Source organism: Noviherbaspirillum sp., from assembly GCF_035254685.1.
Taxonomy (GTDB): Bacteria; Pseudomonadota; Gammaproteobacteria; order Burkholderiales; family Burkholderiaceae_D; genus Noviherbaspirillum.
This window is the reverse complement of record NZ_DATFAI010000041.1, coordinates 200,553-215,376: the sequence shown is the minus strand read 5'-3', so window position 1 is coordinate 215,376 and position 14,824 is coordinate 200,553. Positions and strand designations below refer to the sequence as shown.

Below are 14,824 nucleotides of genomic sequence, written 5' to 3'. Positions count from 1 at the left end.
AGAGCGTTTTGGAGGTCCACGGAAAACACGAAAAACACGGAAAGCATTCAAAAACACTTGAGTGCTTTTTGTGTCGTTTGCGGATAAAGAATGGCCGTGCTTCACAAGCCTCAATCAAATCAGTCCACAAAAAACACAAAAGCGTTGTTGAGTTTTTCCGTGCTTTCCGTGTTTTCCGTGGACAAAAAAGCTTTGCCGCTCAGGCCCGCTCTGTGAACTGGCCTCCGAAAGTCACGGCACGTCGACGCTACCTGCTTCGCCCGGCTTGCCGGCCACCAGCGTGATGTTTCCGCTCTGTGTCACCTTGTCGATCGCGTTGGCGGACGTGTCGGCCACATACAGGTTGCCTGCATCATCGATAGTGATGCCTTGCAGGGAGTCGAAGGTATTGGTCGGCCCGACAACCGTACTCAGCGTACCGGAGGACGACATCTTGCGCACGCTGCGTCCCGAGGCGAGATAGACGTTGCCCGACGCATCGGCAGCAATCGCAAAGGTGTCGAGGATCAGGGCGGGAGCGACCTCGCTGTTGAAATTGCCCGCCATGGTGCTGACGATGCCGCTGGCCGTAATCTTGCGGATGAAGGTGCTGCCCTGGGGGATGTTCGGTGCCGGCGGGCCGTACCAGTCGGTGACGTAAAGGCTGCCGGACGGATCGATGGCGATGCCTTGCGGGCCGAGGAAGGTGGCGGTGGCGCGCGTGCCGTCGGCGGTGCCGCGCATGCCGCGTGTGCCTGCATGTGTCGTCACTACGCCTGCCGGCGTGACCTTGCGGATCAGGTAGTTGTCGCTGTCCGCCACGAACAGGTTGCCCGCTGCATCCACAGCAATGCCCCATGGATGATTGAAACGCGCCGCCGCACCGGTGCCATCGGCATCGCCCGTTGCGCCGGCCAGGCCCGCCAGTGTCGTCACCGTACCGCCCGCAGTGACCTTGCGGATGGTGCCGTCATCCACCGCATAGACATTGCCGGCCGCATCGACGGCAATTCCCTTCAGGATCTTGAAGCGAGCCGCAGCACCGGTGCCGTCCGCCGCTCCGCTCAGGCCGGGCGAACCTGCCAGCGTCGTGACCACGCCCGATGGCGCGATCTTGCGGATGGTGTAATTGCCCGAATCAGCGACATAGATGTTGCCGCCGCCGTCGATGGCGATGCCAAGCGGCTGGTTGAAGCGCGCCTGTGTGGCATCTGCCTGCATGGCGGCCTGCTGCCCGGCACTGCTGCCGGAAGAGGCTGGTTGGGTCCCCGACGCGCCGGTTGCGGGAGCGGGCGAGCCGGCGTTTGGAGATGGCGCCGCCGGCGTCGTGGACTGCTGTTGTTGTTGCTGCAGTGGCTGGCTGCTACTGCTTCCTGATTGCGTCAGCACATCGCTGCCGCTTCCTCCACCGCCGCCGCAGGCGGCAAGTACAACACACCAAAGAACTGCGCTGATTCGACGACTCAAGTTTGCACGCAACACTGACCACCTCGAAAGAAAGATTGGCTCCCTGACTTCTTCTTGGAGCCATCATCACCGAGTGGAAACATCGCGCTTTTGACAACACTCAACAGGGCGCATCACACCGCGCGAAATGTTGTAAGAAATCTTGTCAGGGGCGCCCTCGCTATACTGTCGCTTCGGGAAGAACATGCTTGACCCTGACGCAGCGTGAGACTTTAAGGTGCTTGCAAGGAGATGGAACGATGTTGCTGAAAACAGGCGATCTGGCGAAGCGTACCGGGCTGACCGTGCGCACCTTGCATCACTACGATGCGATCGGACTGCTGTGTCCGTCGGCGCGTTCGGACTCGGGATACCGGCTCTACAACCGGCAGGATATCGCGCGCCTGCATCGCATTCAGGCATTGCGCCGGCTCGACCTTTCACTGTCGGACATCGCCTCGCTGCTGGAAGGCGGCAGCACCGACCTGCAGACCGTGATCGAGCAGCAGATCGCGCTGCTCGACCTGCAGGCACGCCGCACCATGGCCCTGCGCGACCGGCTCAAGGGATTGCTCGAGCACGTCGCCGGCAATGTCGAACCCGACCTGTCGGACTGGCTGGTCACGCTGGAGATGATGTCGATGTACGACAAGTATTTCACGCGCGACGAACTGGCCACGCTGCGCGTCTTGCGCGACGCCGCCGACAAGGATGTCACATCGCAGTCGAAGCCGCTGATCGCGCGGATCCGAAGCTTGATGGACCGCAGGGTTCCGCCTGAAAGCAGCGAGGCGCAATCCCTTTCCGTGCCCTGGATGGCGCTGGTGCATGAACGCATGGGTGGCGATGCACGCCTGATCCGCAAGCTCGATGCCATGCACCGCAATGAATCGGCAGTGCAGGCGCTGACCGGCGTGGATGGTGCGATGATCGATTACATGGCCACCGCGTCCATCGCACGTCGCCTGGCCGTCTATCGCCAGTACCTCGGCGACAAGGAGATGCCGCAGGTGTTCGAGAATTTCTCGAAGTGCCGGCGAGCCTGGCTGGAGGCGGCCGCCGAAGTGCGCGACATGATCGAGAACGGCGTCGATCCGCGCAGCGCGGCCGCGCAGAAACTGTGCGCGCAATGGATATCGCTCGCGACGACGGTCTGGGGCGATGACCCCGACGTCCATGAAAAGATCCGGATCGCGCATGAAAAAGAGCCGAGCCTGCTCATCGGAACCGGCGTTAACAAGGAAATCATCGCTTTCCTGAGCGAGGGCATTGCGCATTGGATGAAACAACAAGGAACGAAGACAGGAACCAACCATGCATAGACAGGCAAGCGACAGCCAGCGCAACGCGCTCTTCCGGAGTCCCAATTTCCGGTGGATGGCCGCCGGTTCGATCATTTCCATGCTGGGCGACCAGTTCACCCTGATCGCCTTGCCCTGGCTGGTACTTAAGATGACCGGCGACACGCTGGTGCTCGGCACGGTGCTGGCGGTGATGAGCATCCCGCGCGCGTTGTTCATCCTCGTCGGCGGTGCGCTGGTCGACCGGCATTCGCCCAAGCGCGTGCTGATGCTGACCAAGCATGTCAATACGCTCCTGCTCGGCACGCTCGCGGCCCTCGTGCTGACGGGCCACCTTGACCTGGCAATGGTGTACGGCCTCGCGCTCGCCATCGGCCTTTCCACGGCATTCAGCATCCCCGCGGGCACCTCCATCATGCCGCATGTCGTACCACGCGAGCAGCTGCAGACCGCGAACGGCATCTTCATGGGCATCCGCCAGATGTCAATGTTCGCTGGGCCGCTGCTGGCCGGCCTGCTGATTGCGCTGTTCAGCGATGGCGGTGACGGCAGCCATGGCGTGGTGAAGGATGCACGCGGCCTCGGTCTCGCCTTCCTGTTCGATGCCTTCAGCTTCGCGCTGTCGGCGTGGACGCTGGCCAGGGTCGCCACGCGCGAAGCGGCGCATGGCCCTGCGGTGGTCAAGGCGTCGGTGTGGAAGTCGGTAGGCGAGGGCTTGCGCTACTGCTGGAAGGATGACAGCCTGCGCGTGTGCTTCACCTATTGGGCGGCGGTCGCTTTCTTCATCACCGGCCCGGTGCAGGTGGCGGTGCCCGTGCTCGCCGGCCATATCGGCGAAGGCGCCGCGGCGTTCGGCGCACTGGCAGGTGCGCACGGCGCCGGCACGCTGCTCGGCATGGCGCTCACCGGGGCGAAGCCGCATCTGCGCTTCGGCAGCTTCGGCATGACCATCCTCGTCATCGACGGCATCATCGGCATCCTGTTCATGCCGCTCGGCCTGATCGACATGACCTGGCAAGGCGTCGCACTGCTGCTGGTGATCGGTACGCTCAGCGGATTTTTGCAGGTCAATGTCTATACGTGGCTGCAGCACCACGCTGCACCTGCCATGCTGGGCCGCACCATGAGCCTGTTCATGTTCATCTTCATGGGCATTGCGCCGATGTCCTCCGCCATCACCGGATGGCTCATGCGCAGCATCTCACTGCAGCAGCTGTTCGCCGGCAGCGGCGCCCTGCTGGTATTGATTGTCGGTGTCGCGCTGCTTGCCTCAGGGATGCGTTCCATCAGCGACGCCAGGGCTGACACCCCGCGCTGATACCAACAGTTTTTCGCGCAGGCGGAAAGTCGCTCGCTCTCCGCCTGCGTTTGCACGAAAACCTCCCCTGAACCTGCCCGGTCTGTGCTTAATCGCAAGGCGACAAGCCACATTTGGTCGGAAACTATGCATCGCGGAACGATGTCAAAAAGGCGCTCTCCGGGTTGATGTGGAAGCCCGATGTACCGCCCTCCAGCATCCCGGTCATGGCCTTGGCTGCCGACGTCGATGAAAGGCTTGTTGCATCCGGGAGAGTGGCGCGACGAGACGCCAGACCGCAGCAATCCAACCAGGTACGGAGACCGGAGACATGGATGCGTCAGCTAGCCGCAGAAAGGAATGGGTGGCTCTGATAAAGAGCCTCAACATTGACGAACGCGAGATCCATCAGCGCAAGGAGTTCCTCGAATTCCGGGAGGAAGACGAAGAGCGCCTCAAGGAGATCAACAGCCTTGCAACCGCATATGCGCAAGAAGTCATCGATGACTTTTACGATCATGTGATGGATTTCGAAGAGACCCGCGCGTTCTTCACCGACCCGAAGGTGCTCGAACGGGTCAAAAATTCCCAGAAACAATACTTTCTTCGCCTCACACAAGGGCATTACGACGAGGCCTATGTCGAGAACCGGCTCAGGGTCGGCGCGGTGCATGAGCGCATTTCGCTGCCGATCAAGTCTTATCTCGGCATGTACAACTTCTACCTGCGCGCCGTCGGCGCACGCATCTTCGAGCGCTACAAGGACGACCATGCCAAGGCGCTGGAGACGTTCTTTTCCTTGATGAAGCTGACCTTCTTCGATATGGGTCTTGCAATCGATACCTATATCGATTCGCGTGAACGCACCATCGGCCAGCAGCAGGAAGCGATCAAGGAGCTGTCGACGCCGGTGCTGCCGTTCCGCGAAGGCATCCTGATCCTGCCCATCGTGGGCATGATCGATTCCTTCCGCGCAAGCCAGCTGACCGAGCAGTTGCTACGAGCCATCCGCGACAATCGCGCGAAGGTCGTGGTGGTCGATATCACCGGCGTGCCCTACGTCGATTCCCGCGTGGCGAGCCACCTGGTGCAGACGGTGGAAGCGGCGCGCCTGATGGGGTCGAAAGTGATCATCTCCGGCGTGGCACCGGAAATCGCGCTGACCATGGTAACGCTTGGCATCGACCTCGGGCGCATCGAAACTGTCGGCGACATGTTGAGCGGCGTTGAGCGTGCGGAACAATTGAGCGGATACAAGGTGACACGAGGATCTTTCGGTGACGAGAGCGAGCCAGGACAGGCCTGAAAGGACGCCGCATGATCGTCCCGATATTGAAACAAGAACAATTCCTGATCGCGTCCATCCAAGGGGAACTGACCGATCAGGAACTGCTGCTGCTGCGCGACCAGCTCGTGGACAAGGTGCGGCAGTACCGCTCGCGCGGCGTCCTGATCGATGTCACCGTACTCGACATCATGGATTCCTTCGCCGCGCGCACCTTGCGCAGCATCGCGCACATGACCAGACTGCTGGGCGCACAGACCATCGTGGCCGGCATTCAGCCCGATGTCGCCATTTCGATGGTGCAGCTCGGGCTGAGCCTGGAAGACACGATTGTCGCAATGGACCTGGAGGACGGCCTGGCGATACTGAGGAAGGGAGCGCGCAGCAATGACGCCGACGGCCGAACATGAAGCGGCAATCCCGATCCGGTCCGACCTTGACGTCCTGAAGGCGCGGCAATACGGGAAGGAGCTGGCCGGCATGCTGAAATTCAGCAACAGCGAGCGCACCATCATCGCCACTGCCATCTCGGAAATCGCGCGCAACACCGTGCTCTACGCAAAGTCGGGCTGCATCCGGCTCAGGATCGTCGAACAGGGCGGCAAGCGGGGCATCGTGGTGGTCGTGCGCGACCAGGGGCCGGGCATTCCGGATCTCAGCCTGGCAATGCAGGACGGCTACACCACCTCGCAGGGACTCGGCATCGGCCTGCCGGGCGCCAAGCGGCTGATGGATGAGTTCGACATTGTTTCCGAAGTGGGAAAGGGAACCATTGTCACGATGAAAAAATGGGAACGGTGACACGATGATTTCGACCGGCAGCACGCCGCTGTTGCATTACTGGGTCGCAGGGCGACCGAAGCCGGGCGAACGCGAATCGGGCGACAAGTTTGTGATTGCGCCGCGCCAACACGGCGTGCTGGTCGCCGTGATCGACGGACTTGGCCATGGCGAGGAAGCGTGCGTTGCCGCGGAGCTCGCTGCCGCCACCCTGACTACGCATGCCGATGAGCCGCTGCTTCCCCTGATACAACGCTGCCATCAGGAACTCCGGCGCGAGCGCGGCGTGGTGATGACGGTCGCTTCCTTTGATACCGTCACCAGTTCGATGACCTGGCTAGGGATCGGCAATGTTGATGCGATGCTGCTGCGCGCGGCCGAGCCTGGCGGCAAGCCGGTCGCCATTCTGCCGCGCGGTGGAATCGTCGGCGACAGATTGCCGGCCCTCGCGCCTGTCACCTTGCCGGTCTATCCCGGCGACTTCCTGATCCTCGCCACCGATGGCATCGGCAGTGCTTTCGTGCATGACCTGCGGCGTGCGGAACAACCGCAGCAACTGGTGAATCAAATTTTCTATGCCCATGCACGCAATACCGACGATGCATTGGTGCTGGGGGTGCAATGGACAGGCGCAAACAGGGAATCCACAAACGCTCGCAATTGACGCAGTTGCCGCTGTTGCGCAATCGCCCGACGCACAACATCGCGCGTGATAATTCGGATGACAGCGAGTTCACGGAATTCCAGAACGAGTACCGCATGGCACTCATGGAATACCTGAAGAATGGCAGCGACGAAGCATCATTGCTGCATGCCTATGAACTCGGGCGGCGCGCGGCGACCAGCCAGCTCAGCGTGCTCAGCCTGAATGAAATCCATCAGTCCGCACTGATGTCGGGCGAATTCCACAGGTCTCTTTCGTTCGACGACAACGGCGCTTATCTGCTCGGCAAGGCGGCGGACTTCCTTGGCCAGGCACTCGCGCCGTTCGACATGATGCACCGCGGCTATGTCGAAACCATTTCCCGCCTGCGTACGCTGAACGAGACCCTGCACCAGCAAAGCCAGGCGCTGCGCCTGAGTGAAGAGCGTATGCGCATGTTCATCAAGCACAATCCGGCGGCAGTCGCCATGCTCGACAGGGACATGCGCTATGTACTGGTGAGCCCGCGCTGGCGCATCGATTATCGTCTCGGCGAGCGCGACATCCTCGGCCTGTCGCATTACGAGGTGTTTCCGGAAACGCCTCGGGAATGGCGCGAGATCTACCAGCGCTGCCTTGGCGGCGAAGTCGACAAGCGCGACGAAGTGCCGTTCCAGCGCGCCGACGGATCGCTCGACTGGGTGCGCTGGGAAATTCATCCCTGGTATACCGGCGAGGGGGAAGAGAGCAGGATCGGCGGCATCATCATGTTCACCGAGGTGGTCACCGAGCGCAAGAACCAGGAGCGCAAGATTGCCCGCCTGAGCCGCATCCAGAGCATCACCAGTGCGATCAATGCGGCCATCATCCGCATCAACGACCGCGAGGAATTGATGGAGGAGGTGTGCCGCGTCGCTGTCGAGCAGGGCAGGTTCCGGCGCGCCTGGGTCGGCTTCGGCAAGGCGGACGCGCTGGCCATTTCCGCCGTTGCGTCGCAATCGCCGGCGAACGGCTCCAGCGTCATCGCCCGCGGCGAAGCATCCAACGTGCTGGTGGAGCGCTCCGTCATCGCCCGCGCCATGCAGTGCAACAAGCCGGTCGTCTGCAACGATATCGAGCATGACCGCCGGCTGCGCTACAAGCGTGAATTCCTGGAGCGCGGCTACCACTCGCTGGTCATGCTGCCCTTGTGCGAATCCGGCCGTCCGATCGGGATCCTCTGCCTGTGCTCCGCCGAGGCGCGGTTTTTCGACCGCGAGGAATTGAGGCTGCTGTCCGAGCTCGCGGACGACATTTCCTACGCGCTCAATCATATCGTCAAGGAAGAGCAGATCAACTACCTCGCCTACTACGATGCGCTCACCAGCCTGCCCAACCGCGACCTGTTCTTCGACCGGCTGCAGCGGCAGATCGAGGCGGCGCGGCATGAAGGCCGGACCATCGCGGTGCTGCTGTTCGACATCGAGCGCTTCTCGAACGTCAACGACACGTTCGGGCGGCATATCGGCGACGCGCTGCTCAAGCAGGTGGGGGTGCGCCTGCAGCGCCTCGTATCCTCGCACGATACGCTGGCGCACATCGGGGGCGACGTGTTCGCGATCATGCTGGCCGATATCAAGGATGCGCCCGAAGCGGCACATGCGCTGGAGCGGCTGATCGCCGGTTGCTTCACACCCGTCTTCGAAGTTGGCGGCTACGAACTGTATGTGGCGGTCAAGGCGGGCATTTCGCTGTTCCCCGGCGACGGCGCGGACCGCGACACGCTATACAAGAACGCCGAGATCGCGCTGAAGAAAGCGCAGAAGAACGGGGAGACTTACCTGTTCTACCGGCGCGAGATGAACGCCAGCGTGGCAAGGAGGCTGACGCTGGAAAACCGCCTGTACCGCGCGCTGGAGCGCGGAGAGTTCGTTCCCTACTACCAGCCGAAGATCCACACCGGGACCGATCGCGTGGTCGGCCTGGAATGCCTGCTGCGCTGGCAGCAGTCTGAATCGGAACTGGTGCTGCCTTCGGCCTTCATTCCCATCCTGGAAGAAACCGGCATGATCCTTCCGGTCGGTGCATGGATCATGGAAAAGGCGATCAGCGATTACCAGGGCTGGCTGGCGCAGGGATTGTCTCCGCCGCCGATCGCCGTCAATGTCTCGGTGGTGCAGTTGCGGCACCGCGATTTCGTCGCCTCACTGCGGCGGATCGGCGACAAGATTCCGTCAGGAGATGGCATTCTCGACCTGGAAATCACCGAGAGCATCCTGATGGAAAACATCGAGCAGAATATCGAGAAGCTGCGCGCCGCCAAGGACATGGGGATGAAGATCGCGATCGACGATTTCGGTACCGGCTATTCCTCGCTCAGCTACCTGACACGATTGCCGGTCGACCTGCTGAAGATCGACCGTTCGTTCGTGATCGAGATGAACCGCAGCCCCTCCGGCCTGGCCATCGTGAGTTCCGTCATCTCGCTGGCCCACTCGCTCGAGCTCGGCGTGATCGCCGAGGGCGTCGATGACGAAGAACAGGCCAAGCTGCTCAAGCTGCTGCGCTGCGACCAGCTGCAAGGGTTCTACTGCAGCAAACCCGTATCCGGCGTGCAGATCGAGACGATGCTGGGAAAACATTGATCGGTGTGTCCGCGAAAAAATCTTTGTCTACGAAAAACACTAGGCGTGCCCACGAAAGACACGAAAATGTTTTTTGTTTTTTGGGACGTCATGAGATTGCCCGAATAAGGACGTAGGGTGCGCGGAGCGTGCCGTGCAAAACCCAAAAACTTTTGTCCACGGAAAACACGGAAAACACGAAAATTTTCTTTCCGTGTTTTCTGTGTTTTCCGTGGACACCCTAACGTGCCGTTGCTGGGACAAGACTGCGCAGGGCGTCGGCAGTGCTGGCATCTGCAGGAAAGAATGTCTCGAGTGCCAGCTCCGACAAGGTTACGTCGATCGGCGTGCCGAACACGGTGGTGGTGCTGATGAAGGACAGGATGCCGGCCTCGGTACGCAGCTGGAAAGGCACTACCACGCCCGCGTAGGCCTGCCCGGCGGTGTTCATATGCGGCAGCACGCCGGGCGGCGCCGGATAGCCGGACAGTTCTTTCATCAGTTCGACCAGCACCGGATCGGCGCTGATATCGATCTGGTGCCGCAGCCGTTCGAACAGGTGCGAACGCCACTCCCAGTAGTTCGCAATGCGCGGTGCGACACCTTCCGGGTGCAGGCTGAGGCGCAGCACGTTCACCGGCGGCTGCAGCAGGAAAGCGGCCACGCCGGCCAGCAGTGGCGCCACTGCCTTGTTCGATGCGACCAGGTTCCAGTGCCGGTCAAGCGCCAGCGCGGGATAGGGTTCATGTCCGGCCAGCACCAGATCCATCGCCTTGCGCGCCGCTTCCAGCGCGGGATCTTCCAGCTTCCGTTCGGGAAACACGGGTGCATAGCCGGCAGCTACCAGCAGGGCATTGCGTTCCCTCAACGGAATGTCGAGCCGCTCCGCGAGGCGCAGCACCATCTCGCGGCTCGGCACCGAGCGACCGGTTTCCATGAAGCTCAGGTGGCGCGTCGAGATCTCCGCGTCTAGTGCAAGGTCGAGCTGGCTGAGGCGACGGCGCTGGCGCCATTCGCGCAGGAATTCTCCGACAGGTCGTGTGGTTTGCATGATGGCTTCGATCATAGCGCAAGCCGTCGAACCCTTCCCATTACCTCCGACGTAATCGACTTGCAGCGGGCCGTGGATGAACATGCAGTCACCGGCGCATTGCACCGCCGACGATTTCAACCCATCCAAGGAGCCAGACATGAGTGAACTGAATGCATTGATCGACCGCTATATCGCGGCATGGAATGAAGCCGATCCGCAACGCCGCCACGAAATGATTGCGAGCGTATTCACCCACGACGCGGATTACCTCGATCCTTTGGCCCACGTCTACGGCCCTGACGGCATCGATGCCATGATCGCCGGTGCGCAGCAGCGCTTTCCCGGACACCAGGTTTCGCTGCATGGCGATCTGGATGTCCTCCAGGATCATGTGCGTTTTTCCTGGCGCATGGCGCCGCTGGATGCGAATGCGCCGGGAGCGATGCGCCTGCAGGGGACGGATTTTGCCGTGGTGTCTGATGGCCGCCTGAGCAAGCTGACTGGCTTCTTCGATCCGATGCCCGAGATCGCGCAAAAAAAGAAGCGCGGCTGGTCGGTCGAGAGCTTCGCCGCATTCTGGGACAAGCCTGACGTGTCGCTGGTGGCTCGGGCCCTCACGCCCGACGTGGTCGGCTACTGGCCCGACAGCGAACCCTTGCGCGGCATCGAAGCCTACACGCAGCGCATCGCCGAGCTGATCGCGCTGGTGCCGGATTTCCGCTTGCAGGTCGCCGAGCACGCCGCCAATGGCGATTACGTCTTCATTCGCTGGATCGCGCGCGGCACTTTCGACGGAGCACCCTTCGAATTCACGGGCGTCGACCGCGTGCGCATGCGCGACGGCCTGGTTGCGGAGAACCGCATCTTCTGCGACCACCCGCTGATCCGGTCTCTGGCGCAACGTAGTTCCCATCCTTCATCACCCATGCGCGACAAGGCGATGGCGTGACGGAACATCCGCCGCTACTGCACGATGTTTGCCACGCAAGCAAGCGCCGCGCAATGCGGCTTGCACTCGCTACGGCATGGCGGCAGGGTGGCTGACGGCATATCGCCGTCGTAGTTCTACGGTCGCAAATTAGTTGCCAGTGGGAAACAAACTGCGTTAATGTTGGGTGAGAGCCGCCACCAGAAAATTGGAAAAAGAGGGGGCCAAGGAGGGGAGACTGAACTGTTAATCGAGAAATATCATGTGTCCCATGAACCACCTTGCCCCGATCACGCGCTTCGCGTTTGTCGACGAAGAGCCGGCTGTCAATTTCCCCCATCTGCACGTCCTTGTTGTCGATGACCTTGCCACCATGCGCAGGGTCGTCAGCAGCCTGCTGCGCGAGGAACTGGGGCAGGCAAGGATCTCTGAAGCCGCCGATGGCGTGCAGGAGCTGCAACTGCTCAAGTCGGCGAAAACGGAAGGCAGACCAGTGGATTTCGTGGTCACCGACTGCAACATGCCGAACATGGACGGCATCACGCTGCTGCAAAAGATTCGCGAGACGCCGCACCTGCAGCATGTGCCTGTCCTGATGGTCACCGCCGAAGCAACCCGGGATGTGATCCTCGCAGCGGCCCGCGCCGGTGCGGACGGCTACATCGTGAAGCCCTTCAACGCCGCCACGTTGCGGCTCAAGCTTGACCAGATCCTGAACCGGAAGAAGTGCCAGCACCGGCACAGCGCGGTGCTGGCATAGATCGCGCTACTACAGCTTTACGTGCTCGTCATGCGCGTGGAGCGTGGCGGAGGCGCGCGCCTGGGCGGAGCGCTTGCGAAGGCGGATGTTGAGCATTTCCACCATCAGCGAGAATCCCATCGCCGTGTAGATATAGCCCTTCGGCACATGGTGGCCGAAACCTTCCGCGATCAGCACGACGGCGACGACCACCAGGAAGGACAACGCCAGCATCTTGATGGTCGGATGTTCCGAGATGAAGCGTCCGATCGGGTTGGCGAACAACATCATCATGCCGACGGAAGCCACCACGGCAGCGATCATCACCGCGATCTGTTCCACCATGCCGACTGCCGTGATGATGGAGTCGAGCGAGAACACCAGGTCGATCAGCATGATCTGCAGCACGACGCCGAAGAACGTGCTCTTGACGCCGGCGTCCGCGGCGCCTTCGATGCCTTCGAAGCTGTCGTGGATTTCACCCACGCTCTTCCACAACAGGAACAGGCCGCCAAACAGCAGCACGAGGTCGCGTCCCGAGAAATCGAATCCGGAGACGGAGAGCAGCGGCGCCGTCATGCTGGCCAGCCAGGACAGCGTCAGCAGCAGGCCGATGCGCATGAACATCGCCAGGAACAGGCCGATGCGGCGCGTCATTTCGCGCTGCGCGTGCGGCAGCTTGTTGACCAGGATCGAGATGAAAATGATGTTGTCGATGCCCAGCACCAGTTCCAGCGCGGTCAGGGTGGCGAATGCGATCCAGGCATTCGGATCGGTCAGGATTTGCAGCATGGCGAATGATTCCGGAGGGATAAAAAACGAGGGTGTCTGGCGACACCCTCTTGTGAGCAGCAGGCCGGCAGGCGCTTACTCGTTGTTCGCGAAGCCGAGCAGGTGCAGCAGGCTGGTGAACAGGTTGAAGATCGACACGTACAGGCTCACGGTCGCCATCACGTAGTTCGTTTCACCGCCACGCACGATATTGCTCGTCTCGAACAGGATCATGCCCGACATCAGCAGCACGAAGACTGCCGACACCGCCAGCGACAGGGCCGGGACCTGGAAGAAGATCGCCGCGAGGCCGGCCAGGAAAGCCACCAGCACGCCGATCATCAGGAAGCTGCCCATGAAGCTCATGTCACGCTTGGACACCAGCGCGTAACCGGACAGGCCGAGGAAGATCGCCCCGGTGCCGCCCATGGCCATCATCACCGTCTGCGCGCCATTGGGCATGTTCAGGTAATGGCTGATGACCGGGCCGAGCGTGTAACCCATGAAGCCGGTGAGCGCGAACACCAGCGCCACGCCGAGACCGCGGTCGCGGTATTTCGTCACCAGGAACAGCAGGCCGAAATAGCCGACCAGCGTGATCAGCATACCGGGATGCGGCAGGCGCAGCGCGGCTGAAGCGCCTGCCGTGAGCGCGCTGAAGCCGAGCGTTGCCGCCAGCAGCATGTAGGTGTTGCGCAGCACGCGCTGCGCTGCGCCGTCGATCACCGTGGTCGCGGCGCGCGCACCGAAACCCTGGGTACGCAGTGATTGGTATCGATCGTTCATCATCCATCCTTTCTGTCGATAAAGCGTTTGCGGACAGTCGAACATCTTCGCCGTCACATGCGCATCATAGGCATCTTGCCTTATTCGAAAAAGCGAAGATAATGTGATAATAACTTCGGAAAAACGGAAGAATGAAGAACGCTCCCCTCAATTATCGGCACCTGTACTACTTCTGGGTCGTTGCCAAGGAAGGCAGCATCACGCGCGCCGCCGAGCGGCTCGACGTGGCGGTGCAGACCATCAGCGCGCAACTTGCCCTGCTGGAACAATCCATCGGCAAGGCCTTGCTCGCGCCGCAGGGACGCCGCCTGGTCCTGACCGAAGCCGGCCGCGTTGCGCTAGGTTACGCCGATCAGATTTTCCTGCTTGGCGAACAGATGCAGGAAGTGCTGACCGAGCCCGACATCGGCCGCACCATGCGTCTCACCGTCGGCTTGTCCGATTCGCTGCCCAAGCTGACCGCCTCGCGCCTGCTCGAAGCCGCCCTGAAGCTGCCGAGCAAAGTCAAGCTGGTCTGCCATGAGGATGATTTTGAATCCCTGCTCGGCGAATTGTCGGTGCACAAGCTCGACGTGGTGCTGACCGACCGTCCGGTGCCCTCCGGCACCACGCTGCGCGTGTTCAGCCATCTTCTCGGCGAAAGCGAGCTGATGCTGTTCGGACTGCCGCATCTTGCCGATCGTTACCGCGCGGACTTTCCGTCCGGGCTGAGCGGCGCGCCGCTCCTGCTGCCCACGCGCAACCATGCCGTGCGCGGACGCATCGACCACTGGTTCGAATCGCATGACGTGCGCCCCGACGTGGTGGGCGAATTCGACGACAACGCCCTCCTGAACACCTTCGGCCGCAATGGCATGGGCCTGTTTCCCGCGCCCTCCGCGCTGGCGAAGGATGTCTTCGAGCAGCTCGGCGCCGTGCCGGTCGGCGAACTGACGCAGGTACGCGAGCAGTTCTTCGCCATCTCCAACGAGCGCCGCATCAAGCATCCGGCCGTCGAAGCCATCCTCAACGCCAGCCACAGCAGCGTGTTCGCTGCCTGATCCCTTCCCGCAACAGCGACTTGACCGCAGCGGCCAAAAATTAGAGTAGTCGTTCGCTTCTTTATCAATTTGGCAATAAATCCATTGCCACCCGTTGCCTTCGTGAAATAACATCGCCAACCAGGTGAAATGGCGAATACCAGAAGACCATCCTTGCCGGCCCGCGCGTGACGGGCAATACACATTGCCACTT

The 14,824-nt window shown here is 61.5% G+C and carries 14 protein-coding genes; 10 read left to right on the top strand and 4 right to left on the bottom strand.

Annotated features, from left to right (window positions below):
* Positions 1-231: 231 nt before the first annotated feature.
* Positions 232-1,200, bottom strand: coding sequence for a hypothetical protein (locus tag VJ698_RS18635; protein ID WP_324104301.1), 969 nt, complete (start codon positions 1,198-1,200; stop codon positions 232-234).
* Positions 1,201-1,685: 485 nt separating this feature from the next.
* Between VJ698_RS18635 and VJ698_RS18630 the strand changes: the two genes are divergently transcribed.
* The 7 genes from VJ698_RS18630 to VJ698_RS18600 all read left to right on the top strand — a co-directional run bounded on the left by VJ698_RS18630 (position 1,686) and on the right by VJ698_RS18600 (position 9,355).
* Positions 1,686-2,747 (top strand): MerR family transcriptional regulator, encoded by a 1,062-nt coding sequence (locus VJ698_RS18630; protein ID WP_324104300.1) that lies wholly within the window; start codon positions 1,686-1,688, stop codon positions 2,745-2,747.
* Positions 2,740-4,044: an MFS transporter gene (locus tag VJ698_RS18625; RefSeq protein WP_324104299.1), complete on the top strand. Its 1,305-nt coding sequence runs from the start codon at positions 2,740-2,742 to the stop codon at positions 4,042-4,044. The genes VJ698_RS18630 and VJ698_RS18625 overlap by 8 nt, the downstream gene beginning before the upstream one ends.
* A 343-nt stretch (positions 4,045-4,387) precedes the next feature.
* Positions 4,388-5,329 (top strand): protoglobin domain-containing protein, encoded by a 942-nt coding sequence (locus tag VJ698_RS18620; RefSeq protein ID WP_324104298.1) that lies wholly within the window; start codon positions 4,388-4,390, stop codon positions 5,327-5,329.
* A gap of 11 nt (positions 5,330-5,340) precedes the next feature.
* On the top strand, positions 5,341-5,718 hold the full coding sequence (locus tag VJ698_RS18615) for an STAS domain-containing protein (RefSeq protein WP_324104297.1): 378 nt from the start codon (positions 5,341-5,343) through the stop codon (positions 5,716-5,718).
* Positions 5,696-6,109 carry an anti-sigma regulatory factor gene (locus VJ698_RS18610; RefSeq protein WP_324104296.1) on the top strand — a complete coding sequence of 138 codons (414 nt, stop codon included), beginning with the start codon at positions 5,696-5,698 and terminating at the stop codon, positions 6,107-6,109. Before VJ698_RS18615 ends, VJ698_RS18610 begins: the two co-directional genes overlap by 23 nt.
* 4 nt (positions 6,110-6,113) lie before the next feature.
* Entirely contained in the window at positions 6,114-6,752 is a 639-nt protein-coding gene (locus VJ698_RS18605; RefSeq protein WP_324104295.1) for a SpoIIE family protein phosphatase, read from the top strand.
* Positions 6,710-9,355 carry a putative bifunctional diguanylate cyclase/phosphodiesterase gene (locus VJ698_RS18600; RefSeq protein ID WP_324104294.1) on the top strand — a complete coding sequence of 882 codons (2,646 nt, stop codon included), beginning with the start codon at positions 6,710-6,712 and terminating at the stop codon, positions 9,353-9,355. The genes VJ698_RS18605 and VJ698_RS18600 overlap by 43 nt, the downstream gene beginning before the upstream one ends.
* Positions 9,356-9,575: 220 nt before the next feature.
* Here VJ698_RS18600 and VJ698_RS18595 read toward each other — a convergent pair whose 3' ends face one another.
* Positions 9,576-10,385, bottom strand: coding sequence for a helix-turn-helix transcriptional regulator (locus VJ698_RS18595; RefSeq protein ID WP_324104293.1), 810 nt, complete (start codon positions 10,383-10,385; stop codon positions 9,576-9,578).
* Between the two features lie 139 nt (positions 10,386-10,524).
* Between VJ698_RS18595 and VJ698_RS18590 the strand changes: the two genes are divergently transcribed.
* On the top strand, positions 10,525-11,316 hold the full coding sequence (locus VJ698_RS18590) for a nuclear transport factor 2 family protein (RefSeq protein ID WP_324104292.1): 792 nt from the start codon (positions 10,525-10,527) through the stop codon (positions 11,314-11,316).
* Positions 11,317-11,566: 250 nt separating this feature from the next.
* Positions 11,567-12,055 carry a response regulator gene (locus VJ698_RS18585; RefSeq protein WP_324104291.1) on the top strand — a complete coding sequence of 163 codons (489 nt, stop codon included), beginning with the start codon at positions 11,567-11,569 and terminating at the stop codon, positions 12,053-12,055.
* Between the two features lie 9 nt (positions 12,056-12,064).
* Here the strand turns inward: VJ698_RS18585 and VJ698_RS18580 are convergent, their stop codons facing one another.
* Positions 12,065-12,826 carry a TerC family protein gene (locus VJ698_RS18580; protein ID WP_324104290.1) on the bottom strand — a complete coding sequence of 254 codons (762 nt, stop codon included), beginning with the start codon at positions 12,824-12,826 and terminating at the stop codon, positions 12,065-12,067.
* 75 nt (positions 12,827-12,901) lie between these two features.
* Entirely contained in the window at positions 12,902-13,591 is a 690-nt protein-coding gene (locus VJ698_RS18575; protein ID WP_324104549.1) for a Bax inhibitor-1/YccA family protein, read from the bottom strand.
* 131 nt (positions 13,592-13,722) lie between these two features.
* On the opposite strand from VJ698_RS18575, the gene nhaR reads away from it, so the two are divergent.
* Positions 13,723-14,631, top strand: a complete 909-nt coding sequence (nhaR, locus tag VJ698_RS18570; protein WP_324104289.1) for a transcriptional activator NhaR — start codon at positions 13,723-13,725, stop codon at positions 14,629-14,631.
* The last annotated feature ends 193 nt before the right edge of the window (positions 14,632-14,824 follow it).